This is a genomic window from Streptomyces sp. NBC_01439 (genome assembly GCF_036227605.1).
Classification (GTDB): Bacteria; Actinomycetota; Actinomycetes; order Streptomycetales; family Streptomycetaceae; genus Streptomyces.
The window spans coordinates 6,907,558-6,931,665 of record NZ_CP109487.1 but is presented as its reverse complement, the minus strand read 5'-3'; the positions used below and the strand labels follow the sequence as shown (position 1 = coordinate 6,931,665).

General features: G+C 71.3%; 22 protein-coding genes and 2 pseudogenes. 9 read left to right on the top strand and 15 right to left on the bottom strand.

The features are described 5' to 3' along the window. Positions 1–18: 18 nt before the first annotated feature. Entirely contained in the window at positions 19–1,122 is a 1,104-nt protein-coding gene (locus OG207_RS31470) for a hypothetical protein (RefSeq protein ID WP_329103091.1), read from the top strand. 10 nt (positions 1,123–1,132) lie between these two features. Here the strand turns inward: OG207_RS31470 and OG207_RS31465 are convergent, their stop codons facing one another. Next, positions 1,133–1,597 carry a MarR family transcriptional regulator gene (locus tag OG207_RS31465; RefSeq protein ID WP_329103089.1) on the bottom strand — a complete coding sequence of 155 codons (465 nt, stop codon included), beginning with the start codon at positions 1,595–1,597 and terminating at the stop codon, positions 1,133–1,135. 72 nt (positions 1,598–1,669) lie between these two features. On the opposite strand from OG207_RS31465, the gene OG207_RS31460 reads away from it, so the two are divergent. Next, positions 1,670–1,921: an EF-hand domain-containing protein gene (locus tag OG207_RS31460; RefSeq protein ID WP_329103087.1), complete on the top strand. Its 252-nt coding sequence runs from the start codon at positions 1,670–1,672 to the stop codon at positions 1,919–1,921. Positions 1,922–1,970: 49 nt separating this feature from the next. Here OG207_RS31460 and pyk read toward each other — a convergent pair whose 3' ends face one another. Then, positions 1,971–3,398: a pyruvate kinase gene (gene pyk, locus OG207_RS31455; protein ID WP_329103085.1), complete on the bottom strand. Its 1,428-nt coding sequence runs from the start codon at positions 3,396–3,398 to the stop codon at positions 1,971–1,973. A gap of 145 nt (positions 3,399–3,543) precedes the next feature. Next, positions 3,544–4,254 carry an SIMPL domain-containing protein gene (locus tag OG207_RS31450; RefSeq protein ID WP_329103083.1) on the bottom strand — a complete coding sequence of 237 codons (711 nt, stop codon included), beginning with the start codon at positions 4,252–4,254 and terminating at the stop codon, positions 3,544–3,546. A 127-nt stretch (positions 4,255–4,381) separates the two neighbouring features. Between OG207_RS31450 and OG207_RS31445 the strand changes: the two genes are divergently transcribed. After that, the gene (locus OG207_RS31445) at positions 4,382–6,202 is read left to right on the top strand and encodes a bifunctional metallophosphatase/5'-nucleotidase (RefSeq protein ID WP_329108037.1); all 1,821 of its coding nucleotides are present in this window, start codon (positions 4,382–4,384) and stop codon (positions 6,200–6,202) included. 67 nt (positions 6,203–6,269) lie between these two features. Here the strand turns inward: OG207_RS31445 and OG207_RS31440 are convergent, their stop codons facing one another. The 5 genes from OG207_RS31440 to OG207_RS31420 form a co-directional block, all read right to left on the bottom strand. Further along, the gene (locus OG207_RS31440; RefSeq protein WP_329103081.1) at positions 6,270–7,433 is read right to left on the bottom strand and encodes an ALF repeat-containing protein; all 1,164 of its coding nucleotides are present in this window, start codon (positions 7,431–7,433) and stop codon (positions 6,270–6,272) included. Between the two features lie 138 nt (positions 7,434–7,571). Beyond that, positions 7,572–8,981 carry a lysine N(6)-hydroxylase/L-ornithine N(5)-oxygenase family protein gene (locus OG207_RS31435; RefSeq protein WP_329103079.1) on the bottom strand — a complete coding sequence of 470 codons (1,410 nt, stop codon included), beginning with the start codon at positions 8,979–8,981 and terminating at the stop codon, positions 7,572–7,574. Next, complete coding sequence (locus OG207_RS31430) at positions 8,978–10,378, bottom strand: pyridoxal phosphate-dependent decarboxylase family protein (protein WP_329103077.1); 1,401 nt, start codon at positions 10,376–10,378, stop codon at positions 8,978–8,980. Before OG207_RS31430 ends, OG207_RS31435 begins: the two co-directional genes overlap by 4 nt. 587 nt (positions 10,379–10,965) lie before the next feature. Further along, complete coding sequence (gene pepN, locus OG207_RS31425) at positions 10,966–13,506, bottom strand: aminopeptidase N (RefSeq protein WP_329103075.1); 2,541 nt, start codon at positions 13,504–13,506, stop codon at positions 10,966–10,968. Positions 13,507–13,554: 48 nt separating this feature from the next. Next, complete coding sequence (locus OG207_RS31420; protein ID WP_329103073.1) at positions 13,555–13,911, bottom strand: chorismate mutase; 357 nt, start codon at positions 13,909–13,911, stop codon at positions 13,555–13,557. Between the two features lie 146 nt (positions 13,912–14,057). On the opposite strand from OG207_RS31420, the gene OG207_RS31415 reads away from it, so the two are divergent. Next, positions 14,058–14,477, top strand: coding sequence for a hypothetical protein (locus tag OG207_RS31415; RefSeq protein WP_329103071.1), 420 nt, complete (start codon positions 14,058–14,060; stop codon positions 14,475–14,477). Then, the gene (locus OG207_RS31410) at positions 14,474–14,830 is read left to right on the top strand and encodes a winged helix-turn-helix domain-containing protein (RefSeq protein ID WP_329103068.1); all 357 of its coding nucleotides are present in this window, start codon (positions 14,474–14,476) and stop codon (positions 14,828–14,830) included. Before OG207_RS31415 ends, OG207_RS31410 begins: the two co-directional genes overlap by 4 nt. 366 nt (positions 14,831–15,196) lie before the next feature. On the opposite strand, the pseudogene OG207_RS31405 reads toward OG207_RS31410, so the two are convergent. Together OG207_RS31405 and OG207_RS31400 are read right to left on the bottom strand one after the other, a co-directional pair. After that, positions 15,197–15,433, bottom strand: a pseudogene (locus OG207_RS31405) (response regulator); the annotation flags it as partial. Positions 15,434–15,635: 202 nt separating this feature from the next. After that, the gene (locus OG207_RS31400; RefSeq protein WP_376163066.1) at positions 15,636–16,388 is read right to left on the bottom strand and encodes a S1 family peptidase; all 753 of its coding nucleotides are present in this window, start codon (positions 16,386–16,388) and stop codon (positions 15,636–15,638) included. Between the two features lie 176 nt (positions 16,389–16,564). Between OG207_RS31400 and OG207_RS31395 the strand changes: the two are divergent. Both OG207_RS31395 and OG207_RS31390 read left to right on the top strand, forming a co-directional pair. Then, positions 16,565–17,476: pseudogene (locus OG207_RS31395) on the top strand (hypothetical protein). A 112-nt stretch (positions 17,477–17,588) separates the two neighbouring features. After that, positions 17,589–18,278: an HAD family acid phosphatase gene (locus tag OG207_RS31390; protein WP_329103063.1), complete on the top strand. Its 690-nt coding sequence runs from the start codon at positions 17,589–17,591 to the stop codon at positions 18,276–18,278. Positions 18,279–18,388: 110 nt separating this feature from the next. Here the strand turns inward: OG207_RS31390 and OG207_RS31385 are convergent, their stop codons facing one another. Both OG207_RS31385 and hsaD read right to left on the bottom strand, forming a co-directional pair. Beyond that, on the bottom strand, positions 18,389–18,532 hold the full coding sequence (locus tag OG207_RS31385; RefSeq protein WP_329103061.1) for a hypothetical protein: 144 nt from the start codon (positions 18,530–18,532) through the stop codon (positions 18,389–18,391). Continuing rightward, positions 18,529–19,389: a 4,5:9,10-diseco-3-hydroxy-5,9,17-trioxoandrosta-1(10),2-diene-4-oate hydrolase gene (gene hsaD, locus OG207_RS31380; RefSeq protein WP_329103060.1), complete on the bottom strand. Its 861-nt coding sequence runs from the start codon at positions 19,387–19,389 to the stop codon at positions 18,529–18,531. The genes OG207_RS31385 and hsaD overlap by 4 nt, the downstream gene beginning before the upstream one ends. A 454-nt stretch (positions 19,390–19,843) precedes the next feature. On the opposite strand from hsaD, the gene OG207_RS31375 reads away from it, so the two are divergent. Beyond that, positions 19,844–20,437: a TetR/AcrR family transcriptional regulator gene (locus OG207_RS31375; RefSeq protein WP_329103058.1), complete on the top strand. Its 594-nt coding sequence runs from the start codon at positions 19,844–19,846 to the stop codon at positions 20,435–20,437. Between the two features lie 129 nt (positions 20,438–20,566). Then, positions 20,567–21,757, top strand: coding sequence for an MFS transporter (locus tag OG207_RS31370; protein WP_329103056.1), 1,191 nt, complete (start codon positions 20,567–20,569; stop codon positions 21,755–21,757). A gap of 103 nt (positions 21,758–21,860) precedes the next feature. On the opposite strand, the gene OG207_RS31365 is transcribed toward OG207_RS31370, so the two are convergent. The 3 genes from OG207_RS31365 to OG207_RS31355 all read right to left on the bottom strand — a co-directional run bounded on the left by OG207_RS31365 (position 21,861) and on the right by OG207_RS31355 (position 24,065). Then, a complete protein-coding gene (locus OG207_RS31365; protein WP_266597768.1) occupies positions 21,861–22,307 on the bottom strand; it encodes a VOC family protein in 447 nt (148 codons plus the stop codon). Positions 22,308–22,387: 80 nt separating this feature from the next. Then, complete coding sequence (locus tag OG207_RS31360; protein WP_329103053.1) at positions 22,388–23,299, bottom strand: SDR family oxidoreductase; 912 nt, start codon at positions 23,297–23,299, stop codon at positions 22,388–22,390. Then, on the bottom strand, positions 23,283–24,065 hold the full coding sequence (locus tag OG207_RS31355) for an SDR family oxidoreductase (RefSeq protein ID WP_329103052.1): 783 nt from the start codon (positions 24,063–24,065) through the stop codon (positions 23,283–23,285). Before OG207_RS31355 ends, OG207_RS31360 begins: the two co-directional genes overlap by 17 nt. Positions 24,066–24,108: the final 43 nt, after the last annotated feature.

Here is a 24,108-nt window from a genome sequence, read left to right as displayed (position 1 = left end):
GCTGGATAGGGTGGCCGCATGTCGCACATGCTTCCGCCCCTGGTCACCGAGGCGGCGGCGCTGTCCGTCGCGGGGGCTCTGGTTCGGCGGTACGAGATGGGTCCGGCGCTGATCGGGGTGGGGTCGGAGGCGACCGTGGTCGTGGTCGTGCCCGGGGACGATCCCGGGGGCAGCGGGGTGCAGGATTCCACCCAGGTGCTGCTCCGCGGGGACAGGATTCCGGAGCTCCACTCGCGGTTCGACTTCCATGATTCCCCGCCCATCCATGTGTTCGCCCGTTTGGAGCAGGGCCACCTGCCGCTCGGGAGGGCGTGGTGCAGGGGGAGGAGCTGGGCCGCGGCCCACTTCGACCACGCCAAGTTGGAGCTGGACCGTCCGATGAGCCGCGTGATGCTGGATGCCGTACGGCCGGTTCCGGCGCCCGGGCCGGTGCCGGGGGTGGACTGGGTGGACGGCGTGGAGGGGGACCCGGTCCGGGCCCTGGAGTCGTTCGTCCTCGGCTGGTTCCCTGCCGAGGGCGATGGCGAGGACGAGGCGGCGGGGTCGGCGGAGGAACCGGGTGATCTGCCGGAGGCGTTGGCTTCCTTCCACCGTCTGGCCCGCCGCCGTCCGGCGATCCACCGGTTCCACGATCCCGTGTTGCGGCGGCCCGAGCGTGCTGCCGGGCCGCTCGGCGACCGGCTGGTCTTCGCCGAGTGGAACGAGGGCTCCATGGACTGGTCCGTCCCGTGGCCGCCGGGGGGTGGGGGTGCGGCGGATCCCCTCGTGTGGCACACCGAGGACCCCCGCGAGGCCCCGGAGACGATCGTCGAGCGTGAGCCGCTGAGCCGTTTCCTCCTGCAGTTCACGCTGCACGGAGCCTTGCTCGCCTCTCCCTACAAGGCGGCGACCTTCTGCATGCCGGTCGCGAGCCTCGACGGCTTGTGGAGCGTGTTGCGTCCGGTGCCCTTGAGTCCGTTCCTCCCGACCTACTCGGCCAACAGGTTCTTCGTGGCTCCGGGATTGCTGGCCATGATCAGTGCTGATGAGGACGAGGCGACCGCGTGCTTCGGCGCTCTGCACCGTGCGACCCTCACACCGCTGCTGGCGCACGGGTTCCGCTGGTCCCGCTTCGACGGGTGAGGTGCGTGTCCTAGGCGGGGAGGTCGCCGTTGCCGCCGAGGTTGGCGACCAGGCGGCGGAGGGTGTCGATCGTGGCGGCGTAGGTGGCGTCGTCGATGCCCTCGCGCATCCGGGTGTGGACCTTCGCGTTGCGGTCGTGGGCGCGGAGGCGGCCGGCCTCTCCGGCTTCGGTGAGGGTGAGGGTGAGGTGGTCGTCGGCTTCGGTGAGCCAGCCGCGGGTGGTGAGGTCGGCGTAGAGGGCCTCGAAGTCGGTGTGCTGGTCGTCGAAGGGGGCGAGCTTCGCGGTGAGGGCCTCGCGGGTCCACGTGCCGGGGGCGCCGGCTATGTGGTTCAGGGTCCACCAGTGGGGCTGGGTGAGGTGTTCCTCGGCGAGGGCGGTGCGGAGGCCGCCGATGACGAGGTGTGCGGCTTCGCGGGTCCAGTAGCCGATGGGCTGGGCGGCGAGCTGCTGCTGTGTGTATTCCTCGGTGGTCATGTGGCGACCGTATGACCTCAGGTTAGGTTGAGGTCAAGCGCTGGTTGTGCTGGTTCGACGAGGGAGTGCGCGATGAGTGAGAAGGCCCGGCAGTTGTTCGGTGCGCTCGCCCTGGATGAGGACGGGGAGCTGACGCGGGCGGAGGTGATCTCGGCCCTGCGGTCGAAGGGGCCGACCTTGGCGGCGCGGGGGGATCTGCCGTTCTGGGGTGTGGGGGATGCGGAGGCGTCGTCGGCGTTGTTCGATGAGGCTGATGCGGCCGGGGATGCGGTGTTGACGTTCGAGGAGTTCGCGGCCGTGGTGGATCGGCGGTTCGGCTGGTAGTGCGGGTGGCCGCGTCGGGCGCGGCGCCCGACGCGGTGTGGTGTGTGGGTCAGTGGACCGCGTCGCCGATGTGGTGGATGCGGACGAGGTTGGTGGAGCCGGTGACGCCGGGGGGTGAGCCGGCGGTGATGACGACGGTGTCGCCGGGTACGCAGCGGCCGATGCGCAGGAGTTCTTCTTCGACTTGGGCGATCATGGCGTCGGTGGAGCCGACGTGGGGGCCGAGGAAGGTTTCGACGCCCCAGGTGAGGTTGAGTTGGGAGCGGGTGGCGGGGTCGGGGGTGAAGGCGAGGAGGGGGATGGGTGAGCGGTAGCGGGAGAGTCGGCGGACGGTGTCGCCGCTCTGGGTGAAGGCGACGAGGAATTTGGCGTCGAGGAAGTCGCCCATTTCGGCGGCTGCGCGGGCGACGGCTCCGCCTTGGGTGCGGGGTTTGTTGCGGTCGGTGAGTGGGGGGAGGCCCTTGGCGAGGATGTCTTCTTCGGCTGCTTCGACGATGCGTGACATGGTGCGGACGGTTTCGATGGGGTATTTGCCGACGCTGGTTTCGCCGGAGAGCATGACGGCGTCGGTGCCGTCGATGATGGCGTTGGCGACGTCGCTGGCTTCGGCTCGGGTGGGGCGGGAGTTGTCGATCATCGAGTCGAGCATTTGGGTGGCGACGATGACGGGTTTGGCGTTGCGCTTGGCGAGTTTGATGGCGCGCTTTTGGACGATGGGGACTTGTTCGAGGGGCATTTCGACGCCGAGGTCGCCGCGGGCGACCATGATGCCGTCGAAGGCGGCGACGATGTCGTCGATGTTTTCGACGGCTTGGGGCTTTTCGATCTTGGCGATGACGGGGAGGCGTCGGCCTTCTTCGTCCATGATGCGGTGGACGTCTTCGATGTCGCGGCCGCTGCGGACGAAGGAGAGGGCGATGACGTCGGCGCCGGTGCGCAGGGCCCAGCGGAGGTCTTCGATGTCCTTTTCGGAGAGGGCGGGGACGGAGACGGCTACGCCGGGGAGGTTGAGGCCTTTGTGGTCGGAGACCATGCCGCCTTCGATGACGCGGGTGTGGACGCGGGGGCCGTCGACTGCGGTGACTTCGAGGGTGACGCGGCCGTCGTCGACGAGGATGAGTTCGCCGGTGGTGACGTCGGTGGCGAGGCCTTTGTAGGTGGTGCCGCAGGTGTGGCGGTCGCCTTGGTGGTCTTCGACGGTGATGGTGAATTCGTCGCCGCGTTCAAGGAGTACGGGGCCTTCGTGGAATCGGCCGAGTCGGATCTTCGGGCCTTGAAGGTCGGCGAGGATGCCGACGCTGCGGCCGGTCTCGTCGGAGGCCTTGCGTACGCGTTGGTAGCGCTCCTCGTGTTCGGCGGTGGTGCCGTGGCTGAGGTTGAGGCGGGCGATGTCCATTCCGGCTTCGACCAGTGCTTTGATCTGGTCGTATGAGTCGGTGGCGGGGCCCAGGGTACATACGATTTTCGCTCGGCGCATGAGGCGAGCGTATTCCCCTACCTGCGGGTAGGTAATCGCTTCCGGATGTCCAATCAACAACCGTTGGGCAAAAGGTTGTTGACAACTGTTGAATGTGCACGGGGGTGCTCTGATGAGCACCCCCGGGGCGGCATTTGTGGGTTCTTCAGAGTTGTGGAGGGGTCATGGTGAAGCGGGCGTTCACCTGTGCGTAGACGGTCTGGCGCTGGGGTTCGAGGTCGAGGGGCGGGGGGCCGGCGTCTTCGTTGGCGCTGAAGGCCATGGTGCGCATGCCGGCGCCGGGGGCGGCGGTGAAGGGGGCGGCGTTCTCGGCGCCGAGGTCGGCGAGTTCGACGAGGGCCGCGAGGTTCGCGCCGAGGGCTTCGGCGTATTCGCGGGCGCGTTGGACGGCTTCGAGCACGGCTTGGCGGCGGGCTTGACCGTGGGCGGGTGAGGTGGGGCGCAGGGCCCACCAGGGGCCGTCGATCTGGGTGAGTTCGAGGTCGGCGAGGCGGGTGGTGAGTTCGCCGAGGGTGGTGAAGTCGCTGAGTTCGGCGGTGATGTGGACGCGGCCGTGGTAGGCGCGGATGCGTTCGGCGCGGCCGTGGCGGGTGAGTTCGGGGGTGATGGAGAAGGCGCCGGTTTCGAGCTTTTCGACGGGGTCGCCGTAGCTCTTGATGAGGTCGAGGGCGGTGTTGTTGCGCCGGGTGAGGTCTTCGAGTGCGGCGCGGCGGTCGGTGCCGCGGGCGCTGACGGTGATTCCGATGCGGGCGATCTCGGGGTCGACTTCGATGCGGGCTTCGCCGCGGACTGCTACGCGGGGTACTTCGGGGGTTCCGTAGGGCTGGTGGGATGCGTGCGCTGCGTCCTGGGTCATGGTTTCACTGTCGCACTGTCGCTCGTTCGGGTGCGGTCATCGGATCGAAACCTGGTGGGGGTGTTGCGGCTTGTTACTGGTGGGTCAGAATCTACGCGCGTTGTTCAGGCCTCAAAAGGGAGATGGCATGGCGTTCGACCGTAGGACTTTCCTGGGTAGCACGGCGGCGACGGGTGCGGCCGTGGCGTTGGCGGGGGCCGCGGGCTCCCCGGCCGCGGCGGCCGTGCAGGAGGTGAAGGGGGCCGGGTCCGGGTCCGGTTCCGGGGCGCGGACGTACGCGTTCACGGTGATGGGTACGACCGACTTGCACGGGAACGTCTTCAACTGGGACTACTTCACGGACAAGGAGTTCGACGACAAGGCGCACAACGACGTCGGTCTGGCGAAGATTTCGACGTTGGTGGAGCAGGTGCGGGCGGAGAAGGGGCGGCGCAACACGCTGCTGATAGACGCGGGTGACACGATCCAGGGCACGCAGTTGTCGTACTACTACGCGAAGGTGGATCCGATCACTGCGCGGCGGGGTCCGGTGCACCCGATGGCGCAGGCGATGAACGCGATCGGTTATGACGCGGCGGCGCTGGGGAACCACGAGTTCAATTACGGGATACCGGTGCTGCGGAAGTTCGAGGAGCAGTGTCGTTTCCCGCTGTTGGGGGCGAACGCGCTGGATGCGCGGACGCTGCGGCCGGCGTTCGCGCCGTACAGCATGCACAAGTTGCGCACGCCCTGCGGGCGGGACGTGAAGGTGGCGGTGCTGGGGCTGACGAACCCGGGGATCGCGTTGTGGGACAAGGCGAACGTGCAGGGGAAGATGACGTTCCCGGGGTTGGAGGAGCAGGCGGCGAAGTACGTGCCGAAGCTGCGGTCGATGGGTGCGGACGTGGTGATCGTGTCGGCGCACTCGGGGTCGAGCGGTACGTCGTCGTACGGTGACCAGTTGCCGTACGTCGAGAACGCGGCGGCGCTGGTGGCGGAGCAGGTGCCGGGGATCGACGCGATCCTGGTGGGGCACGCGCACACGGAGATCCCGGAGTACCGGGTGAAGAACAAGGCGACCGGCAAGGACGTGGTGCTGTCGGAGCCGCTGAAGTGGGGGCAGCGGCTGACGCTGTTCGACTTCGAGCTGGCGTGGGTGAAGGGCCGTTGGTCGGTGGCGAAGGTCGCGGCGAAGGTGCTGAACTCGAACACGGTAGCGGAGGACCCGAAGATCACGGGGTTGTTGTCGGACGAGCACCGCAAGGTCGTGGCGTACGTGAACCAGGTGATCGGTACGTCGACGCAGGCGATGTCGTCGGCGGAGGGGCCGGTCAAGGACGTCGCGATCATCGATCTGATCAACCATGTGCAGGCGGAGACGGTGAAGGGGGCGTTGGCCGGTTCGGAGTGGGCGGCGCTGCCGGTGTTGTCGCAGGCGTCGTGCTTCTCGCGGACGGCGGCGATCCCGTCGGGTCAGGTGACGATCAGGGATGCGGCGGGTCTGTATCCGTTCGAGAACACGATGGAGGCGCGGCTGCTGACGGGTGCGCAGGTGAAGGACTACCTGGAGTACTCGGCGCGGTACTACGTGCAGACGGCTCCGGGTGCTCCGGTGGATCCGGCGAAGCTGACGAACGCGGAGGGCGTGCCGGACTACAACTACGACGCGGTGTACGGGTTGGTGTACGACATCGACATCGCGCAGCCGGTGGGTTCGCGGATCACGGGGTTGTCGTTCCAGGGGAAGCCGGTGGATCCGGCCGGGCAGTTCGTGTTGGCGGTGAACAACTACCGGGCTTCGGGTGGCGGTAACTTCCCGCACGTTCCGCAGGCGAAGCAGGTGTGGGCGAACTCGGACGAGATCCGCAACACGATCATCCAGTGGGTGAAGGCGAAGGGGACGGTGGATCCGGCGCAGTTCGCTTCGGTGGACTGGCGGCTGACGCGGGCCGGGGTCGCGGTGTTCTAGGCGGGGCCCGGTGGGGTGGCCGGCCGTGGTGTGCTGCGGTCGGCCACCCCTGGTGGTGCGGGTTCGGTCAGCGTGCGGCGCCGGCGCGGCGCATGCGGGCGGCGAGGAGCAGTCCGGCGCCCGCGGCGATCGCGGTGCCCGCGCCGCCGGCGATCAGGGTGGTGTGGTCGCCCGCGCCGGTGGTGGCGAGGGGGGATCCGTTGTGGCCCTGGGCGGTGACGGCGGTGTTGCCGGTGCCGGTGCCGGTGTTCGTGTTGTCGGTACCGGAGCCCGTGCCGGCGCCGTTGCCCTGTTCCTGACCGTCCTTGTCGGGGGCGGGCTTTTCCTTGTCCTTGGCGGCCTGGTCCTTGGCGCGGGCCTCGTGCTGGCCCGTCTTGAGGAACTCGGTCCGGTCGGCGGGGGTGCCGGCGAGGGCGGCGCGGCCGGCCTTGACGAGTTCCGGGCCGCCGCCGTCGATGGTCTTCGCGATGGCGACGCGGTTGTCCTGGTCGCGGAGCTGGTACTGGGTCACTTCCAGGAAGTGGCGCAACTCGGCCGGGGTCGGCGATCCGTTCATGAGCTTGCCGATCGCCTCGGTGAGGATCGGGCCGTCCCAGCCCTCGTCGATGCGGGCCAGTTCGACCAGATCGTCCTGGGCCTGGGCGTGGTGGCGGCCGGTCTTGAGGAACTCCGCGCGGTCGGCGGGGGTGCCCTTCAGGGCCTTCTTGCCGGCTTCCTTCACGCCGGTGCCGCCGGTGCTGATGAGCCGGGAGATCTCGACCTTGTTGTCGTCGTCGCGCAGCTCGTGCTGGGTGGCGTCGTAGAAGTGGCGGAGCTGGTCGATGGTCGGGTTGCTGCTGAGGACCTTGTTGACGCCTTCCTTCAGGCCGGGGCCGGCGCCCGGGAGGAGGCGCAGGATCGCGATGCGGTAGTCGTCCATGCGGATGTTGTGCTGGTCGACTTCGATGAACTTGCGCATGGCCTTGGGGCCGTCGGCGATGGCCTTGCGGCCGGCTTCCTTCATGAACTCGCTGGCCATCGGGTGGGCGATGATCGCGAGGATGGTCTTGCGGTCCTCTTCGGCCCGGTCGGGCGCGGCCTGGTCGGGCACGGCCTGGTCCGGCGTGGTCGGTGCCGGCTGGTTGCCGGTGGCCGGGGCGTCGTGGCCGGCGGCGAAGGCCGGTGACGCGATGAGGACGGCCGGAGCAAGGGCAGCGGTGGTCACCGCTGCGGCGATCCGGGAAAACTTCACAGACAAAACCCCCTGGAAACGTTTCTTCGACAGAAGGGACGTTCGGTCTGCGCAGATAGTTGTATCCGGTCACGTTCCCGCCCCTCGTGGCGGCCCGGGGCGGTGGGGGCGGGATCTCGATCACCGGACGCGGACCTCTCAGGGGTGGTCGACGAGGGGGCGGAGTTCGCCGGCGGGGCGGGGTCGGCTGTGTTCGCGCTGGTCGAGGCCGAAGGTCGTGAAGGCGGTGCGGGCCGGCTGGGGGTAGGGCTCCTTGCCGGTGAGGGTGTTGAGGATGGCGGCGCTGCGCCAGGCGGCGAGGCCGAGGTCGGGGGCGCCGACACCGTGGGAGTGGCGTTCGCCGTTCTGGACGAAGACGCTGCCGGTGACGGTGGGGTCGAGGATCATCCGGTAGCGGTCGTCGATGCGGGGGCGGCCGGAGGAGTCCTTGCGCAGGTACGGGTCGAGGCCGGCGAGGAGGCTGCCCAGCGGTCGCTCCCGGTATCCGGTGGCGAGGACGACGGCGTCGGTGGTGAGGCGGGAGCGGGTGCCCTGCTCGACGTGTTCGAGGTGGAGTTCGACCTTGGTGGTGGCGACGCGACCGGCGGTGCGGACGCTGACTCCGGGGGTGAGGACGGCGTCGGGCCAGCCTCCGTGGAGGGTGCGGCGGTAGAGCTCGGAGTGGATGGCGGCGATGGTGTCGGTGTCGATGCCCTTGTGGAGTTGCCATTGGGTGGGGACGAGTTGGTCGCGTACGGGTTCGGGGAGGGAGTGGAAGTAGCGGGTGTAGTCGGGGGTGAAGTGTTCGAGGCCGAGCTTGGAGTACTCCATGGGGGCGAAGGAGGGGGTGCGGGCGAGCCAGGTGAGGCGTTCGCGGCCGGCGGGGCGGGCGCGCAGGAGGTCGAGGAAGACTTCGGCGCCGGACTGGCCCGATCCGATGACGGTGACGTGTTCGGCGCCGAGGATGCGTTGGCGGTTGTCGAGGTAGTCGGCGGAGTGGATGACGGGGACGGTGGGGGCGTCGGCGAGGGGGCGCAGGGGTTCGGGGACGTAGGGGGCGGTGCCGATGCCGAGGGCGAGGTTACGGGCGTGGGTGCGGCCGAGGGCTTCGGCTTCGCCGGTGGCGTCGAGTTGGGTGAAGTCGACTTCGAAGAGGTCGCGTTCGGGGTTCCAGCGGACGGCGTCGACCTGGTGGCCGAAGTGGAGTCCGGGGACGCGGCCGGCGACCCAGCGGCAGTAGGCGTCGTATTCGGCGCGGTGGATGTGGAACTGCTCGGCGAAGTAGAAGGGGAAGAGCCGTTCCTTGTGCCTGAGGTAGCTGAGGAAGCTCCAGGGGCTGGCCGGGTCGGCGAGGGTGACCAGGTCGGCGAGGAAGGGGACCTGGAGGGTGGCTCCTTCGATGAGGAGTCCGGGGTGCCAGCGGAAGTCGCGGCGCTGGTCGTAGAAGGCGGTGGCGAGTTCGCCGGCTCCTTGTTGGGGCAGGCCGTGGGCGAGCGCTGCGAGGGACAGGTTGAAGGGGCCGATCCCGATTCCGACAAGGTCGTGGGGGGCGTCGAGCTGGGCGGTCATCGGTGGGTGCTGCCTTCCAGGAGGGAAATGAGCTGGTCCAGGTCCCCCGCTGTGGTGTGCGGGTTGAGCAGGGTGGCTTTGAGCCAGAGGCGGCCGTCGGCGTGGGTGCGGCCGAGGACGGCGCGGCCTTGGTGCAGGAGGGTGCGGCGCAGGGTGGCGAGGTGGTCGTCGTCGGCGTGGGTGGGCCGGAAGAGGACGGTGGTGAGGGTGGGGGGTGCGTGGAGTTCGAAGCCGGGGTGGGCGTCGAGGAGTCGGGCGAGGTGGTGTGCGGTGTCGACGGTGCGGTCGATGAGCGCGGTGAGGCCGTCGCGGCCGAGGGCGCGGAGGGTGGTGGCGATCTTGAGGGCGTCGGGGCGGCGGGTGGTGCGCAGGGAGCGGCCGAGGAGGTCGGGCAGGCCCGCTTCGGTGTCGTCGGTGGCGTTGAGGTAGTCGGCCTGGTGGGCGAGGGGGGCCAGGAGGGCGGTGTCGGGGACGGCGAGGAGGCCTGCGGCGACGGGCTGCCAGCCGAGTTTGTGCAGGTCGATGGTGAGGGAGTGGGCGCGGCCGAGTCCGGCGAGTTGGTCGCGGTGACGGGGGCTGAGGGCGAGGAGGCCGCCGTAGGCGGCGTCGATGTGGAGGTCGGCGCCGTAGCGGTCGCAGAGGTCGGCGATGCGGTGGAGCGGGTCGATGAGGCCTGCGTCGGTGGTGCCGGCGGTGACGGTGACGAGGGTGGGGCCGAGGGCGGCGGCGAGGGCTTCGGCGAGGCGGGCGGGGTCGAGGGTGCCGGCGGGGGTGGGGAGTTCGGTGGCCGGGGGCAGGCCGAGGAGCCAGGCGGCGCGGGGTACGGAGTGGTGGGCGTTGGCTCCGTGGAGGACGGTGAGGGCGGGGCCGTGGCGTTCGCGGGCGAGGAGGACGGCGAGTTGGTTGGCTTCGGTGCCGCCGGTGGTGACGAGGGCGTCGGCGTGGGGGGTGTCGTAGAACTCGGCGGCGAGCGTGCGGGTGAGGAGGGCTTCGACGGCGGAGGCGGCGGGGGCCTGGTCCCAGGAGTCGAGGGAGGGGTTCAGGGCGGAGGCGGCGAGGTCGGCGGCGGCCGCGACGGCGAGCGGGGGGCAGTGCAGGTGGGCTGCGCAGAGGGGGTCGGCGGGGTCGGCGGCGCCGGCGGCCAGGGTGTGGACGAGGGTGCGGAGGGCTTCGTGGGCGCCGGTGCCGTGGGCGGGGAGTACGCCGGCGTCGCCGAGGGCGGCGTGGACGCGGGCGGTGACGGTGGTCGGGCCGCCGGCGGGGAGGGGGCCGCCGCGGTCGTGGGCGCCGGTGGTGAGGGCGTCGAGGACGGTGTCGAGGAGGGGGCGCAGGGCGGTGGGCCCGTCGGGGCCTCCGGCGAGCGGGGGTGTTGCGCGTGGGCCGGGCGGCGCGGTCATCGGGGTCCTCCGGGGCTGGCCGGGTGCGGGGCGGGCGGGGCGGGCACCGCACCCGGCCGGTACAACGATCAGACCCGAATGGGGTAACCGCCGGGGTTTGTCCGGAGTCGAGAAACCGACCGACCAAGCCCCGACCAAGCCCCGGCCGAGGGCCGGCCGGAGCGGGGGCAGGGGCGGGGCCCGGGGGGCCGGAGCCCGGGCGCAGCCGGGGGTGCCGGGACCGGGAGCCGGAACGGGACCGGAGGCCAGGCTGGGGGCCACAGCCGGAACCAGGGGCCGAGCCCGGGTTCAGCCGGGGGCGGGGCCACGGGCCGGAACGGAACCAGGAGCTGGGCAGGGACCAGAGGCTGGAACGGGACCAGAGGCCAGGCCGGCGGCCACAGCCGGGACCAGGGGCCGAGCCCGGGGCCGGCTCGGGGGCCGAGCCCGTGACCGGGCCAGGGACCGGGTCGGGGGCCCGAGCCCGGGGCCCGGGTCGGGAACCACAGCCGGGGCCCGGGGCCGGGTCGGGGGCTGCGGGGCCGGCCTGGGCCAAGGGGCCGGTCGGGGGCCCGGGCCTGGCTCGGGCCCCGTTCGCCGGCTTCCGGCTAGCTCTCGGCAGAGGCTCGGCGGACCTTGAGGGCGCGGGCGAGGTCGTCGAGTTGGTCGACCAGTTTGCGGCGCAGGAGGGGGATGACGTCCGGGTTCGTGAGGCAGGTGTGGCCGGCCTGGAGGTTGGACTCGTCGACGGCGTACGCGGGGAACGCCCAGCGGCCAGCGGCTTCGCCGATGGCCGGGCCGCGGCGGGCGCCGAGGGCGACGGCCTCCGGGTAGTAGCGGGTGACGTACGGCGTGAGCAGTTCGGCCTGTTCGGGCTGCCAGAAGCCCTGGGCGGTGGCGCTGAAGAGGTAGTTGGACAGGCTGTCGTCGTGGAAGAGGCGGTCCCAGGCGGCGGCCTTGGCCTCGATGGTGGGGAGGGCGGCGCGGCAGCGGGCGGCGCCTTCCTGGCCGGTGGCGCTGGTGTCTGCGGCGAGGGCGGCGTCGATCTCGGCTTCCCCGACGGCGCCGAGGACGGCGAGGCGGCCGAGGATGCGCCAGCGCAGTTCGGGGTCGAGTGCGGGGCCGCCGGGGACGGTGTCGTCGGTGAGCCAGGCGGCGATGGTGTCGGGCTGGGTGGCGCTGTCGACGAGGGTGCGTACGGCGGTCAGCCGCATGCCGGGCTCGGAGCCGTCCTCGGTGCGCCGGAGCAGGTCGCGGGCGATGGTGGTGAGGGTGGCGAGGGCCGCGGTCTGCTCTTCGGGGGCGAGGTAGCGCACGGCAACCTGGGTGCGGGCGAAGGCGAGGACGCCTTGGACGATGGCGAGGTCGTCCTCTTCGGGCAGGTGCGCGGCGGCGGTGGCCAGGTAGGCGTGGGGGTCGAGTTCGCCGTCGCGGACCATGTCGCGCAGGGCGTTCCAGACGACGGCGCGGGTGAGTGCCTCGGGGATGCCGGAGAGGCTGCGCAGGACCGTTTCGACGGAGGTTTCGTCGAGCCGGACCTTGGCGTAGGTGAGGTCGACGTCGTTGAGGACGAGGAGGGCCGGGCGGGCTCCGGTCACGGAGATGATCTCGTCGGAGGGGACGTCGAGGTCGAGGAGTTCGCGCAGTTCGAGGAAGCGGTCGTCGGCGGGGTCGCGGTCGTAGACGCCGACGGCGATGTGGTGGGGGCGGCTGCCGCGGCGGTCGACGGCGAGGGTCCAGCCGGTGGCGGTGTCGGGGCGGCCCTCGGATTCCTCGATGCGGGAGGTGAGGGTGTCGATGCCGGTGGTGCGCAGCCAGATGTCGGCCCAGGCGCGGATGTCGCGTTCGGTGTGGGCGGCGAGGGAGTCGATGAAGTCGGCGAGGGAGGCGTTGGCGAACTTGTGGCGGGCGAAGTGGGTGTTGATGCCGGCCAGGAAGTCCTTCTCGCCGAGCCAGGCGACGAGCTGGCGCAGGGCGGAGGCGCCCTTGGCGTAGGAGATGCCGTCGAAGTTGAGGAGGGCGGAGGCGGTGTCGGGGACGTCTTCGGGGGCGGGGGCGACGGGGTGGGTGGAGGGGCGCTGGTCGGCGTCGTAGCCCCAGGGCTTGCGGGTGACGCCGAAGTCGGTCCAGGTGTCGGTGAAGCGGGTGGCTTCGGTGAGGGTCTGGTAGCCCATGTATTCGGCGAAGGATTCGTTGAGCCAGATGTCGTCGAACCAGGCGAGGGTGACGAGGTCGCCGAACCACATGTGGGCCATCTCGTGGGCGATGACCATGGCGCGGGACTGGCGTTCGGTGTCGGTGACGGCGGATCGGAAGATGAACTCGTCGCGGAAGGTGACGAGTCCGGGGTTCTCCATGGCGCCGGCGTTGAACTCGGGCACGAAGGCCTGGTCGTAGGAGTCGAAGGGGTAGGGCTCGGTGAACTTCTCCTGGTACCGGTCGAAGCAGGCCTTGGTGATGGAAAGGATTTCTTCGGCGTCGACGTCCATGTGGGGTGCGAGGGACTGGCGGCAGTGGATGCCGAAGGGCAGTCCGGCGTGTTCGGTGCGGATGCTGTGCCAGGGGCCGGCGGCGACGGCGGCGAGGTAGGTGGAGATGAGGGGGGTGGGGGCGGACTGCCAGATGGCTGCGCCGCTGTTGTCGGGGGCGGCGCCGGTGCGGGTGGTGATGCCGTTGGCGAGGACGGTCCAGTGGGCGGGGGCGGTGACGGTGAATTCGAAGACGGCCTTGAGGTCGGGCTGGTCGAAGGCCGGGAAGACCCGCTGGACGTCGTCCAGGAACATCTGGCTGTAGACGTACGTCTGGTTGTCGGCCGGGTCGGTGAAGCGGTGCAGGCCCTCGCCGGTGCGCGAGTAGCGCATGCGGGTGTCGAGGTGCAGCTCGTGGGGGCCTTCGGTGAGGCCGGTGAGCGGCAGCCGGTCGTCGGCGAGGGTGGCCGGGTCGAGGGGGATGCCGTCGAGGGTGGCCGAGCGCAATTCGGCGGGCTTCAGCTCGATGAAGGTGTCTGCGGCGGTGCGTGCGGTGAACCGGACGACGGTGGCGGAGTCGAAGGTCTCGTCGTCGCCGGTGAGGTCGAGGGTGACGGCGTAGTGCTGGACGTCGAGGAGCTGGGCTCGGAGCTGCGCTTCGTTGCGCGTCAGTGCGGACATGGGGCCCATGCTGCCCCAGTGGGCGGCCGGACCCCCGGCTTCTCCCTTCTACTCTTCGCCCGCAGCGATCGTCTCGTGGTGGCGGATGACCTCGGCGATGATGAAGTTGAGGAGCTTCTCGGCGAAGGCGGGGTCGAGTTTGGCGTTCTCGGCGAGCTGGCGCAGGCGGGCGATCTGGCTGGCTTCGCGGCCCGGGTCGGCGGGGGGCAGCTGGTGCCTGGCCTTGAGGTGGCCGACCTGCTGGGTGCACTTGAAGCGTTCGGCGAGCATGTGGACGACGGCGGCGTCGATGTTGTCGATGCTGTCGCGCAGGCGGGCGAGTTCGGCGGTGACGCTCTCGTCGATGCCTGCGGAGTCGTCGGCCGCGCCCGTGCCGGTGCCGTTGTCGAGGTCGCTGATGTTCATGGTTCCCGAGAATACGTGGCGGCGGCCGTCGGTTCCTCGGGCAATCGGCCTGTGAGACGGCCGCCAGACACTTGCCAGAGTGGAAAGTACTCGCCATAGTGGAAATCGACTAGGAGCGATCATCCGTGTGCGAGCGAGGGGGAACCATGGAGGAGACGGCGAAGGCGGTCGGGGCGTTGGGTCGGGCGGCCGGTCTGGAGCGGGCGGCGCGGCAGCGCAGCGGCTGGTACGCGCGCTACCTGTGGGTGTTCGCGGCCGGGCAGCTGGTGCTCGTACCGATGGCCGTGCTGTGGCACGGGCCGATCTCGGCGGTGACGTTCTCGGTGACCAATGGGCTGCTGGTGGCCGGGCTGAGCGTGTACGCGGCGCGGCAGCGCGCGATGCGGCGGGGGTTCGGGAAGAAGCACGTGCTGCTGGTGGCGTCCTGGGCGACGTTGTTCGCCCTGACGGTCACCCTCGGCACCGCGCTGTTCGGGCACGGCGTGCCGTTCGCGGCGGTGGCCGCGGCGGTGTGTGCGCTGCCCCTGGCCGTCGGCGCCTGGACCGAGATGCGGAGGACGGCATGACGGACGGGCCGACCCCGGACACCGGGGCGGACGCGGACACCGGGGCGGACGTGAAGCGGGGCGGGCATCCGCGGCACGACCTCGCGCCGCTGCTGAACGCCCCCGTACGGCTTTCGGTGGTGGCGGCGCTGGCTCCGCTGGACAAGGCCGAGTTCGCTTTCGTACGGGACCTGGTCGAGGTCTCGGACTCGGTACTGTCGAAACAGGTGGCGGCGCTGGAGGAGGCGGGCTGGGTGCAGGTCCAGAAGGGCCGGGTCGGGCGGCGTCCGCGCACCTGGGTCTCGCTGACCGCCGAGGGGCGGGCGGTCTACGAGCGACACCTGGCCGCACTGCGGGCCATCGCGCTGGGCTAGGACGCCCAGGGGCCGGCGGGTGGCCCCGGTGACCTCTGGCCGCCGGCGCTGGCGGGCGAGGGCGCCCGGGCGCGGAATCGGGCTCGAGCTCGGGATCGGGGTCGGGATCGGGCTCGAGCTCGGGATCGGGGTCGGGGTCGGGATCGGGATCGGGATCGGGGTCGGGGTCGGGATCGGGATCGGGCCGGCTGCGCCGGGACCTCCCGGGGCCCCGCCCCGGACCCCGCGCCTCGAACTCCTCCGGCTACCACTGGGTGGCGCCCCTGGCAGCGCTGGATCGCCCGGGCCCGGCACGATCACCGGGCGGCGGGCGGCGGGCGGCGGGCGGGACGAGGGGGCTCCGGCGACTGCCGCCCGGACCGCTTCAACCAGCACGGCGGGGCCGGTGTCCTTCAGGAGGAAGGCGGGCGCTCCGCCGCGGAGCGCCGCATGGGCGTACTCGTCGAGGTCGAAGGTGGTGACGATGCCGATGACGATGTGCGGTGTGTCGGTCGTGGCCGGGTTGCCGGAGAGGCGGCGGGTGACTTCGAGGCCGTCGAGTCCCGGCATGCGGACGTCGAGGAGCAGGAGGTCCGGCCGGTGTCCGGCGGCGGTGGCGGTGAAGGCGGCGGCGGTGACGACCTCGGTGTCCGGCCGGCTTTCGAGGGTCGTCCGGAAGCAGGTTCCGGCCGTGCCACGGTCGCCAGCGGTGACCGCTCGCCCGCTGCCGCCACCCGTCGCCCGCCGTGGAACCGGAGACCGCCCTTCCGGCCGGTGCGTGACCGGCCGGAAGGGCGGGCGGGAGGAGCGGGCGGAGCAGGGCGAGCTACATGCCGGCCGCGGCGCTCTTGATCGCGGCGGCGAAGGTGGAGACCTCGGTGTAGACGCCGGGGTAGTTCGGTCGGGCGCAGCCCTCGCCCCAGCTGACGATGCCGACCTGGATCCAGGCGTTGTTGTTGTCGCGGCGGAACATGGGGCCGCCGGAGTCGCCCTGACAGGTGTCGACGCCGCCCTGCGGCAGGCCGGCGCAGATCTCCTCGCCGGGGACGAGGTCGCTGCCGTACGAGCTCTGGCAGCTGGCGTCGGAGACGAAGGGGACGTTGGCCTTCAGGAGGTAGCGCTGCTGGCCGCCGCCCTCGCGGGCGGCTCCCCAGCCTGCGACGGTGAAGGTGCCGCTGTCGTAGGCCTTGGTGTCGGCGATCTTGAGGGTGGGCAGGTTGATGGGCTTGGCGAGCTTGATGAGGGCCCAGTCCTTGCCCTTGCCGTTGTAGCCGGGGGCCTGGAGGACCTTGGTGGACTTGACCTTGATGGCGCTGGAGCTGTTGAGGTCGACGACCCCGGCGGTGGCGGTGATGGAGGTGTTGTTGCCGGAGCCGCTCACGCAGTGGGCGGCGGTAAGGACGATCTGCTGGGTGTAGAGGGCTCCGCCGCAGCCCATGGAGAGGCGCACCATGAAGGGGAACTCGCCCTGGGCGGCGCGGGTGCCGCCGACGACGGGTGCCGGGCCGGCGGTGGCGGTGCCGGGCTGGAGGCTGACGGCGGCGAGGGCGACCGCGCCGACGGCGAGGGTGCGCTTCATCAACTGCACAAGGGTGGTCACAGTCAACACACTGCCTTTCGTGGGGGGTTGGGCTGTGCGTGCGCGTCATCGGGTGAATGACGGGTCCATGACACAACAGGCGTGTGGTGGACATCAAGAAGGCAATTTCGGCCAACTCCCGCCGCGGCGGCAGAGATTGCGGTAAGGAGGGCCCGATGACGGAGAACAGGGGGTCGCGCAGCCCCGTCGAGCACGGATTTCCGCATCTGGCGACCGTCCGCGCCTCGATCACCGCGCTCTTCCGCCGACTGTCGGCCGACGGGATCCGGGCCTAAGACACGAGCTTCGCCCCCGTCGACGCCGCTTTCGACGACGCCGATGACCTCCACCTGGGCGCACAACGGGTGGCCGCCGCGACGGTGCGCACGCTCCGACTGCCCGACGCGCGCATGGTGGTCTCCTTCCGGGCGATGGAGCAGGCCGCCACCGTGGAACTGGTCGCGGGCCCCGAGTACTTCGTCGAGGTCAACGACCGCTTCCGCACCCACCGCCGCGACCTGGCGGCCGCCCTCGCGCACGAGGTGGCCCACGTCCTCCTGCACCGGCTGGACCTGCGCTTCCCCGGCACCGCGGAGAACGAGATCCTGACCGACACCACCGCCGCCTACCTGGGGGCGGGCTGGCTGCTCCTGAACGCGTACCGCGAGGACGCCCTGACCCACCAGAGGTTCGGCTACCTCACGCCGGAGGAGTTCGGTTACGTCCTCGCCAAGCGCGCCGCCCTGTTCGGCGAGGACCCCGCCCCCTGGTTCACCAGCCCGCAGGCGTACGAGGCCTACGTGCACGGGCGCGCGCTGGCCGAGCGCGACCACCGCAGGGCCCCACTGACGGCCGCCGGGCCACTGGCGCGGCGGCGGTACGCGAAGGCGCGCCGCGCCGGTGCGGGTCCCGCCGGTGCGGGTCCCGCCGACGGCTCCGCCTACCGCTTCGAACCGGAGGGGACCGGCGCCGGGTTGCGGGTGAGCTTCCCGTGTCCGGTGTGCGCGCAGCGACTGCGGGTGCCGGTGCGCGGGCGGCTGCGGGCCCGTTGCGGGCTGTGCCGCACCGTGCTCGACTGCACCACGTAGATCATTCATCACGCGGCCACAAAAAGTTTCCTACCGGCCAGTAGACATAGGGTCGGTTCTCGCCAACTCTGGTCACGTACATGCCAACTCCGTGACCGAGGGAGCGCCCCCCATGCGCAGCACCCGCCGCACCCGTACGCCCCGTACCGCCGCCATCGGCGTGGCCGCGGCCGCCGCCGTCCTGACGCTGGTTCCGGCCACCGCGGCCCAGGCCGCGCCCGTCCCGGCACCGGCTCCCGCACCCGTGGCCGCGGCCGCGGCTCCGGCCGCCTCCGCGCCCGGCGGCAACGCCGCGATCCTCGGCATCGACTACGCCACCTGGCAGCGGGACGTCGCCGCCGTGATCGACGCGGCCCGGCCCGCCATCGAGGCCCGCATCGCCGCCTCGCCCGCCGGCGAGAAGCCCGCCCTCGTCCTGGACATCGACAACACCTCGTTGGAGACGGACTTCCACTGGTTCTGGACCTTCCCGACCCCCGCGATCGCCAAGGTCCGCGCGCTGACCCAGTACGCGCACGAGCGCGGCGTCGCGATCTTCTTCGTCACCGCCCGCCCCGGGATCATCCACTCCCTCACCGAGCGCAACCTCAAGGCCGTGGGCTACCCGATCTCGGGGCTCTACGTCCGCGACCTGCCCGACCTGTTCGATGAGGTCAGCGCCTACAAGACGGGCAAGCGGGCGGAGATCGAGGCGCGCGGCTACACGATCATCGCCAACATCGGCAACAGCCCGACCGACCTCGTCGGCGGTCACGCGGAGCGCACCGTCAAGCTGCCGGACTACAACGGCAAGCTCTCCTGAACCGAGCCGAGCCGATCCGACCTGACCCGACCTGACCCGACCCGATCTGCCCCGGGGCGGCGGGCAGTGCGAGCCCGCCGCCCCACCGCACCGCCGGGGCCCCGCCTCCGTCAGCCGAGCCCCGCGGCGATGGCGCCCCTGGCCGCCCGGCCGAAGGCCGCGGCCGGGCCGATCGTCGCGCCCGGTCCGGGGTAGGCCTCCCCCGTCACCGCCGCCGAGCAGCCCTCGCCGACCGGTGCGAGGTTCGGCGTCAATGTGCGAAGAAGTCCGCGGCGAGGCGGTTGAAGTCGTCGAAGGCCTCGGTCTGCGCCCAGTGGCCGCAGCGCGGGAAGACGTGCAGGCGAGCGTCGGGGACGGCCTTGAGGGCGAACAGCGCGCCGTCGAGCGGGTTGACCCGGTCCTCGCGCCCCCAGGTGAGCAGGGTGGGGTGGCTGATGCGGTGGGCCTCGCGCCAGAGCAGGGTGTCCTGCTGCCAGGCGGGGTTGGCGAAGGAGGCGCCCATGCGGGCGCTTCCGATCCGCGCGTCCGGGTCCATGGCCCGGGCGTAGCGCTCTTCGACGAGTTCGTCGGTGATGAGCGAGGGGTCGTGGACGAGCGTCGTGAGGAAGGCGCGCATCTGCTCGCGGGTGGGTTCGGCGGCCGCGGCGAACGCGAAGAGCCGCCGGATGCCTTCGGTGGGGTCGGCCGAGAAGAGATTGACCGAAATTCCACCGGGGCTCATGAGCAGCAGCTTGCCCACCTTGTCCGGGTGGTTCAGCGACATCCGGACGGCGGTGCCGCCGCCGAGGGAGTTGCCGATGAAGTGGGCCTTCTCGATGCCGAGTTCGTTCATGAGGGCGGCGGTCGCAGCGGCGCTGAAGCTGAAGTAGTCGCGGTCGGGTTCGGGCTTGTCGGAGCGGCCGTAGCAGGGCTGGTCGATGAGCAGGGTGCGGAACCGCTCGGCGAGGAAGGGCATGTTGGGCCCGAAGTTGGACCAGGCCGAGGCGCCGGGTCCGCCGCCGTGGAGGAGGACGAGGACGGGGGCGTCGGTGCGGTCCGGTCCTGCCTCGTGGAAGTGGAGGTTGAGGTTTCCAGCCTTGGCCGTGCGCGAGGTGCTCTCGTAAGTGATCATCACAACATCGTGGCCTGCATGTCGAGGCCGATCGCACCCTGGCCGAAAGGGACCGGCGTCCGCTCGGGGTCGTCGGTGGCGCGGCCACGGCCGGCGCGAACGGCGTGCCAGGCCCGCCGGGACCGCAAGGCCCCCCGGGACCCGCGGGATCCGCGGCCGAAGGTCTCGGAACAGGAAATGGGCAACATGATGGGCCGGTTGCGGTTCAGCGAGTGGATGTAGCGGGTAGTCATAGGACAACGCACCGCTGAAGACTCGGACCCGACCCCTCGCCAGGGGGCCGGGCCCGCTTCCGTTTCAGCCCTCGCAGGTGATCCGCACATGGCGAAGCCGCTGCTGGTCCGCACGCCGGGAGGTGTGGGTGCGGGACGGTTCCCGCCGAATTTCGGCGAACGCCGGACCACTGCACCTCCTTTCTGAAACGATCGGTTGGAAATGGGGTAGCCTCAGGTCCATGGCGAGGCCCAAGGAGTTCGACCCGCAGTCCGCCCTGGTGAAGGCCATGGAGCTGTTCCGCCACCAGGGGTACGAGGCCACCTCGATCCAGGACCTCGTGGACGCGCTGGGCATCAACCGCTCCAGCATGTACGCCGCCTACGGCTCCAAGCACGACCTCTACCTCAAGGCGCTGGACCTGTACTGCGCCGTCGAGGCGGACCGCGCCCGGACGGACCTCGCCCCTTCCGACGAGGGCCCCACCCTGCCGGTCCTGCGCGCCTTCCTCCTCTCCTACGTCGAATCAGCGCTGGCCGATCCGCTCCGCGGCGGGTGCATGGTCACCCACGGCGTGCTGGAGCGGCTACCGGGGGACGCGAAGGCCGCCGAACGGCTCGGCGGGGCACTGGGGTCCCTGGAGGAGGCCTTCGCCTACCTCCTGCTGCGCGCGGAGGTGGCCGGGGAGCTGGCGCCCGGCGTCGACGTGCGCATCACCGCCCGGTTCCTCGTCACCCTCACCCAGGGGCTGCGCGTCATGGAGCGGACGGCGGACCGGGACTACCTGACCCAGGTCGTCGACCAGGCCCTCACGGGCCTGTCGCGTACCGGCTGACGCCCGCTCGACGTCCGGCTCCGACCCCTCGGGCCCACTGACCGACCCTCAATCCCCTTGACCCGGGGCGGGGTCCCGCCCACCCGCATTCTGGAACGATCGTTTTCTTATAGAAAGGTGGTGACGGCCGTGCCCAAGGCCGTGTACGTCCTCGCCCTCGGCATCTTCGCCATGGTCACCAGTGAATTCGTGGTGGCCGGCCTGATGCCCCAGATCTCCGAAGGGCTCGGGGTCACCGTCCCCCGAGTCGGCTACCTGATCACCGCGTTCGCCGTCGCCATGGCTCTCGGCGGGCCCTTCCTGGCCACCGCCGTGCTCAAACTCCCGCACAAGAGCGCCCTGATGGTGCTCTTCGCGGTCTTCCTCGGCGGCAACGTCGTGGCCGCGCTGTCCACCGACTACGTGACGATGGCCATCGGGCGCGTCGTCACGGGTGTCGCCTCCTCCGCCTTCTTCGGCGTCTCGCTCTCGGTCGTCGCCGAGATCACCGAGCCGGAGGTGCGCGGCAAGGCGATCGGCGCCGCCATGAACGGGCTGATGCTCGGCACCCTGCTCGGGCTGCCCCTCTCCACCTTCGTCGGCGGCCAGTTCGGCTGGCGGGCCGCCTTCTGGGCGATCTCGGGGCTGACCGTGCTCGCGGCCCTCGCCACGATCGTCGGCGTCCCTTCCGTGACCGGCGCCGAGGGGGAGGGCGGACCCTCCGTCAAGGAGGAGGTGCGCGTCTTCGAGAACCCGCGGCTGTGGCTGGTGTTCTCCACCTCCACGCTGATCATCGGCGCCACCTTCTCCGCCTTCAGCTACTTCACGCCGATCCTCACCGAGCTCACCGGCTTCAGCGAGGGCTCGGTGCCGTGGCTGCTGGTCGCCTACGGAGCAGCGACCGTCGTCGGCAACCACGTCGTGGGCCGCTTCGCCGACCGGCACACGATCGTGACCCAGCTCGTCGGGCTCGGGCTCAACATGGTCTTCCTCGCCGGCTTCGCCGTCTTCGCCGAGGTCACCGCACCCGCGCTGATCTTCATGATGGGCATCGGTCTGGTCGGCGTCACGATGAACCCCTGCATGATCACCCGGGTCCAGCGCACCGCGAACGCCCGCCCGCTGGTCAACACCGTGCACTCCTCCTTCATCACGCTCGGCATCGTCATCGGCTCCTGGCTCGGCGGCGTCGGCATCAACGCATACGGGCTCCGGGCCCCGCTCGTCCTCGGCGTGGTCATGGCCTTCCTCGGCCTGTTCACCCTCCTGCCGGACCTGCGGGCCGAGAAGGACGGCGGCAGCGCCACGGCCGCCCCCGAGCGAGCGCCCGCCGCGGCCTGAGCCCGCTCCCGTCCCCTGCACCCGGCCCCCACGGGGAGGGCACGAAAGGAACCGGCCCGGTCCGGGACATCCGGTCCGGGACAATCCGGTCCGGGCCGGCGCGTCACCCGCCCGCGCTGGGCGGGGCCGCGACGTTCAGCTGCCAGGAGACGCCGAAGCGGTCGTTCACCCAGCCGAACCGATGGCTGAACCCGTACGAGCCCAGGGGCATCAGCTCGGTGCCCTGCTCGGCGAGGGCTCCGTAGAGGCGTTCGATCTCGGCCTCGTCCTCGCACTGGACGTACAGCGACACGGCGGGCGTGAAGCCGAACGCGTGCTGGGCCGGGCTGTCGATGCACATGAACTGCTGTCCGGCCAGGGAGAAGGTCGCGTGGCGCACGGTCCCCTCGGGTCCGGCTCCGGGTCCGGTCTCGTCGGGGCCGTAGCGGCTGATGGCGACCACCTCCGCGTCGTCGAACAGCGAGAGGTAGAAGGTCATCGCCTCCTCCGCCCGCCCCTCGAACATCAGGAACGTGGTGATCTTCTGCGGGGTCGGCGTGACGGCCATCATCGGTTCGTGTCCCTTCGGCTCTTGTCCCGGACCAGGAACCTTAGCCTCCGACCCCGCCGCCGGGGCCGGACCGGGGCCCGCTACCGCGCGCCGTACACCGGCAGCGGAGCCTGCGCCGCCGCGAGGAGTTCCCGGGCCGCCTCCCCCGCCTCCGCCGGGGTCCGGCGCGCGCCCCGGTCCGCCGTGGGGCCCGGCCGCCAGCCCTCCATCACCGTGATCCGGCCGCCCTCCGTCTCGAAGACCCGGCCCGTGACCCCCGCCGAAGCCTCCGCCCCCAGCCACACCACCAGCGGGGAGACGTTCTCGGGGGCCATCACGTCGAAGTCGCCCGCCGCGGGAGCGGCCATGGTCTCGGCGAAGGTCCGCTCCGTCATCCGGGTCCGTGCCGCCGGGGCGATCGCGTTGACCTGGACCCCGTAGGGGCCCATCTCCTGCGCCGCGACCGCCGTGAGGGCGAGGATCCCGGCCTTGGCCGCGCTGTAGTTGCCCTGGCCGACCGAGCCCAGCAGGCCGGCCCCGGAGGAGGTGTTGACCACCCGGGCGACCACCGGCCGGCCCGCCTTCGCCTCCGCCCGCCACCACGCGGCCGCCGACCGCAGCGGCAGGAAGTGGCCCTTGAGGTGGACCCGCATGACCGCGTCCCAGTCGTCCTCGTCCAGGTTGACCAGCATCCGGTCCCGCAGGAAGCCCGCGTTGTTGACGAGGGTGTCCAGGCGCCCGAAGGCGTCCACGGCCGCCGCCACCAGCGAGGCCGCACCCTTCGACGTGGCGACGTCCCCGCCGTGCGCGACCGCCTCGCCGCCCAGCGCCTCGATCTCGGCGACCACCCGGGCCGCCGGGCCGTCCGGCCCCGGCAACCCGTCGAGACCGACCCCGAGGTCGTTGACGACGACCTTCGCCCCTTCCGCCGCGAAGGCCAGCGCATGGGCGCGCCCCAACCCCCGCCCCGCGCCCGTCACGATCACGACCCGACCTTCACACAGTCCCGCCATCTCGGTCCTCCTTGTTGACAGTTGCCGCATCCAAGAACGCCGGGCGCTCGCCGCCCCCGTGCACCAGCAGGCTCGCCCCGCTCACGTACGCCGCCCGGTCCGAGGCCAGGAACACCGCCGCCGCCCCCACGTCCGAGGGGTCCGCGAGGCGCCCCAACGGGACGGTGGCGCCGACCGCGGCGATGCCGGTCTCGTCGCCGTAGTGCAGGTGGGCCAGTTCGGTCCGCACCATGCCGAGGACCAGGGAGTTGACCCGCACTTCGGGGGCCCATTCGACGGCCATGGACCGGGCCAGGTTCTCCAGCCCCGCCTTGGCTGCGCCGTACGCGGCCGTCCCCGGCGAGGGACGGGTCCCGCTGACGCTGCCGATCATGACCACCGAGCCCCGCGCTTCCCGCAGCCAGGGATACGCCGCGAGCGAGGCGGCCATCGGCGCGATCAGGTTGAGCTCGACGACGCGCGCGTGGCGCTGCGCCTCGCCCTCGCTCAGCAGCCGGTACGGGGTGCCGCCCGCGTTGTTGACCAGGCAGTCGAGTCGCCCGTACCGGGCCGCGACCGCGCCGAAGAACGCGTGCACGGCGGCGGGATCGCGCAGGTCGACCGGGGTGAACGCGGCCGTCCGACCGTCCGCCACCACCTCCTGCTCCGGTGGCCGCCGGGCGCAGACGACCACGTCCGCGCCGGCCGCGAGGAACGACCGGGCGATCCCGGCGCCGACGCCCCGGGTTCCTCCGGTGACGACGACCACCCTCCCGTCGAGCTCCATGGGCTGCTACCTTCCTCACCTAACAAATGTTTGGTGGAAAGGT

Excerpts from the sequence above, each read along its gene's own strand:
- OG207_RS31470 (WP_329103091.1), top strand. The coding sequence starts at position 19 with ATGTCGCACATGCTTCCGCCCCTGGTCACCGAGGCGGCGGCGCTGTCC.
- OG207_RS31465 (WP_329103089.1), bottom strand. The coding sequence starts at position 1,597 with ATGACCACCGAGGAATACACACAGCAGCAGCTCGCCGCCCAGCCCATC.
- OG207_RS31460 (WP_329103087.1), top strand. The coding sequence starts at position 1,670 with ATGAGTGAGAAGGCCCGGCAGTTGTTCGGTGCGCTCGCCCTGGATGAG.
- pyk (WP_329103085.1), bottom strand. The coding sequence starts at position 3,398 with ATGCGCCGAGCGAAAATCGTATGTACCCTGGGCCCCGCCACCGACTCA.
- OG207_RS31450 (WP_329103083.1), bottom strand. The coding sequence starts at position 4,254 with ATGACCCAGGACGCAGCGCACGCATCCCACCAGCCCTACGGAACCCCC.
- OG207_RS31445 (WP_329108037.1), top strand. The coding sequence starts at position 4,382 with ATGGCGTTCGACCGTAGGACTTTCCTGGGTAGCACGGCGGCGACGGGT.
- OG207_RS31435 (WP_329103079.1), bottom strand. The coding sequence starts at position 8,981 with ATGACCGCCCAGCTCGACGCCCCCCACGACCTTGTCGGAATCGGGATC.
- OG207_RS31430 (WP_329103077.1), bottom strand. The coding sequence starts at position 10,378 with ATGACCGCGCCGCCCGGCCCACGCGCAACACCCCCGCTCGCCGGAGGC.
- pepN (WP_329103075.1), bottom strand. The coding sequence starts at position 13,506 with ATGTCCGCACTGACGCGCAACGAAGCGCAGCTCCGAGCCCAGCTCCTC.
- OG207_RS31420 (WP_329103073.1), bottom strand. The coding sequence starts at position 13,911 with ATGAACATCAGCGACCTCGACAACGGCACCGGCACGGGCGCGGCCGAC.
- OG207_RS31415 (WP_329103071.1), top strand. The coding sequence starts at position 14,058 with ATGGAGGAGACGGCGAAGGCGGTCGGGGCGTTGGGTCGGGCGGCCGGT.
- OG207_RS31410 (WP_329103068.1), top strand. The coding sequence starts at position 14,474 with ATGACGGACGGGCCGACCCCGGACACCGGGGCGGACGCGGACACCGGG.
- OG207_RS31400 (WP_376163066.1), bottom strand. The coding sequence starts at position 16,388 with ATGAAGCGCACCCTCGCCGTCGGCGCGGTCGCCCTCGCCGCCGTCAGC.
- OG207_RS31390 (WP_329103063.1), top strand. The coding sequence starts at position 17,589 with ATGCGCAGCACCCGCCGCACCCGTACGCCCCGTACCGCCGCCATCGGC.
- hsaD (WP_329103060.1), bottom strand. The coding sequence starts at position 19,389 with ATGATCACTTACGAGAGCACCTCGCGCACGGCCAAGGCTGGAAACCTC.
- OG207_RS31375 (WP_329103058.1), top strand. The coding sequence starts at position 19,844 with ATGGCGAGGCCCAAGGAGTTCGACCCGCAGTCCGCCCTGGTGAAGGCC.
- OG207_RS31365 (WP_266597768.1), bottom strand. The coding sequence starts at position 22,307 with ATGATGGCCGTCACGCCGACCCCGCAGAAGATCACCACGTTCCTGATG.
- OG207_RS31360 (WP_329103053.1), bottom strand. The coding sequence starts at position 23,299 with ATGGCGGGACTGTGTGAAGGTCGGGTCGTGATCGTGACGGGCGCGGGG.
- OG207_RS31355 (WP_329103052.1), bottom strand. The coding sequence starts at position 24,065 with ATGGAGCTCGACGGGAGGGTGGTCGTCGTCACCGGAGGAACCCGGGGC.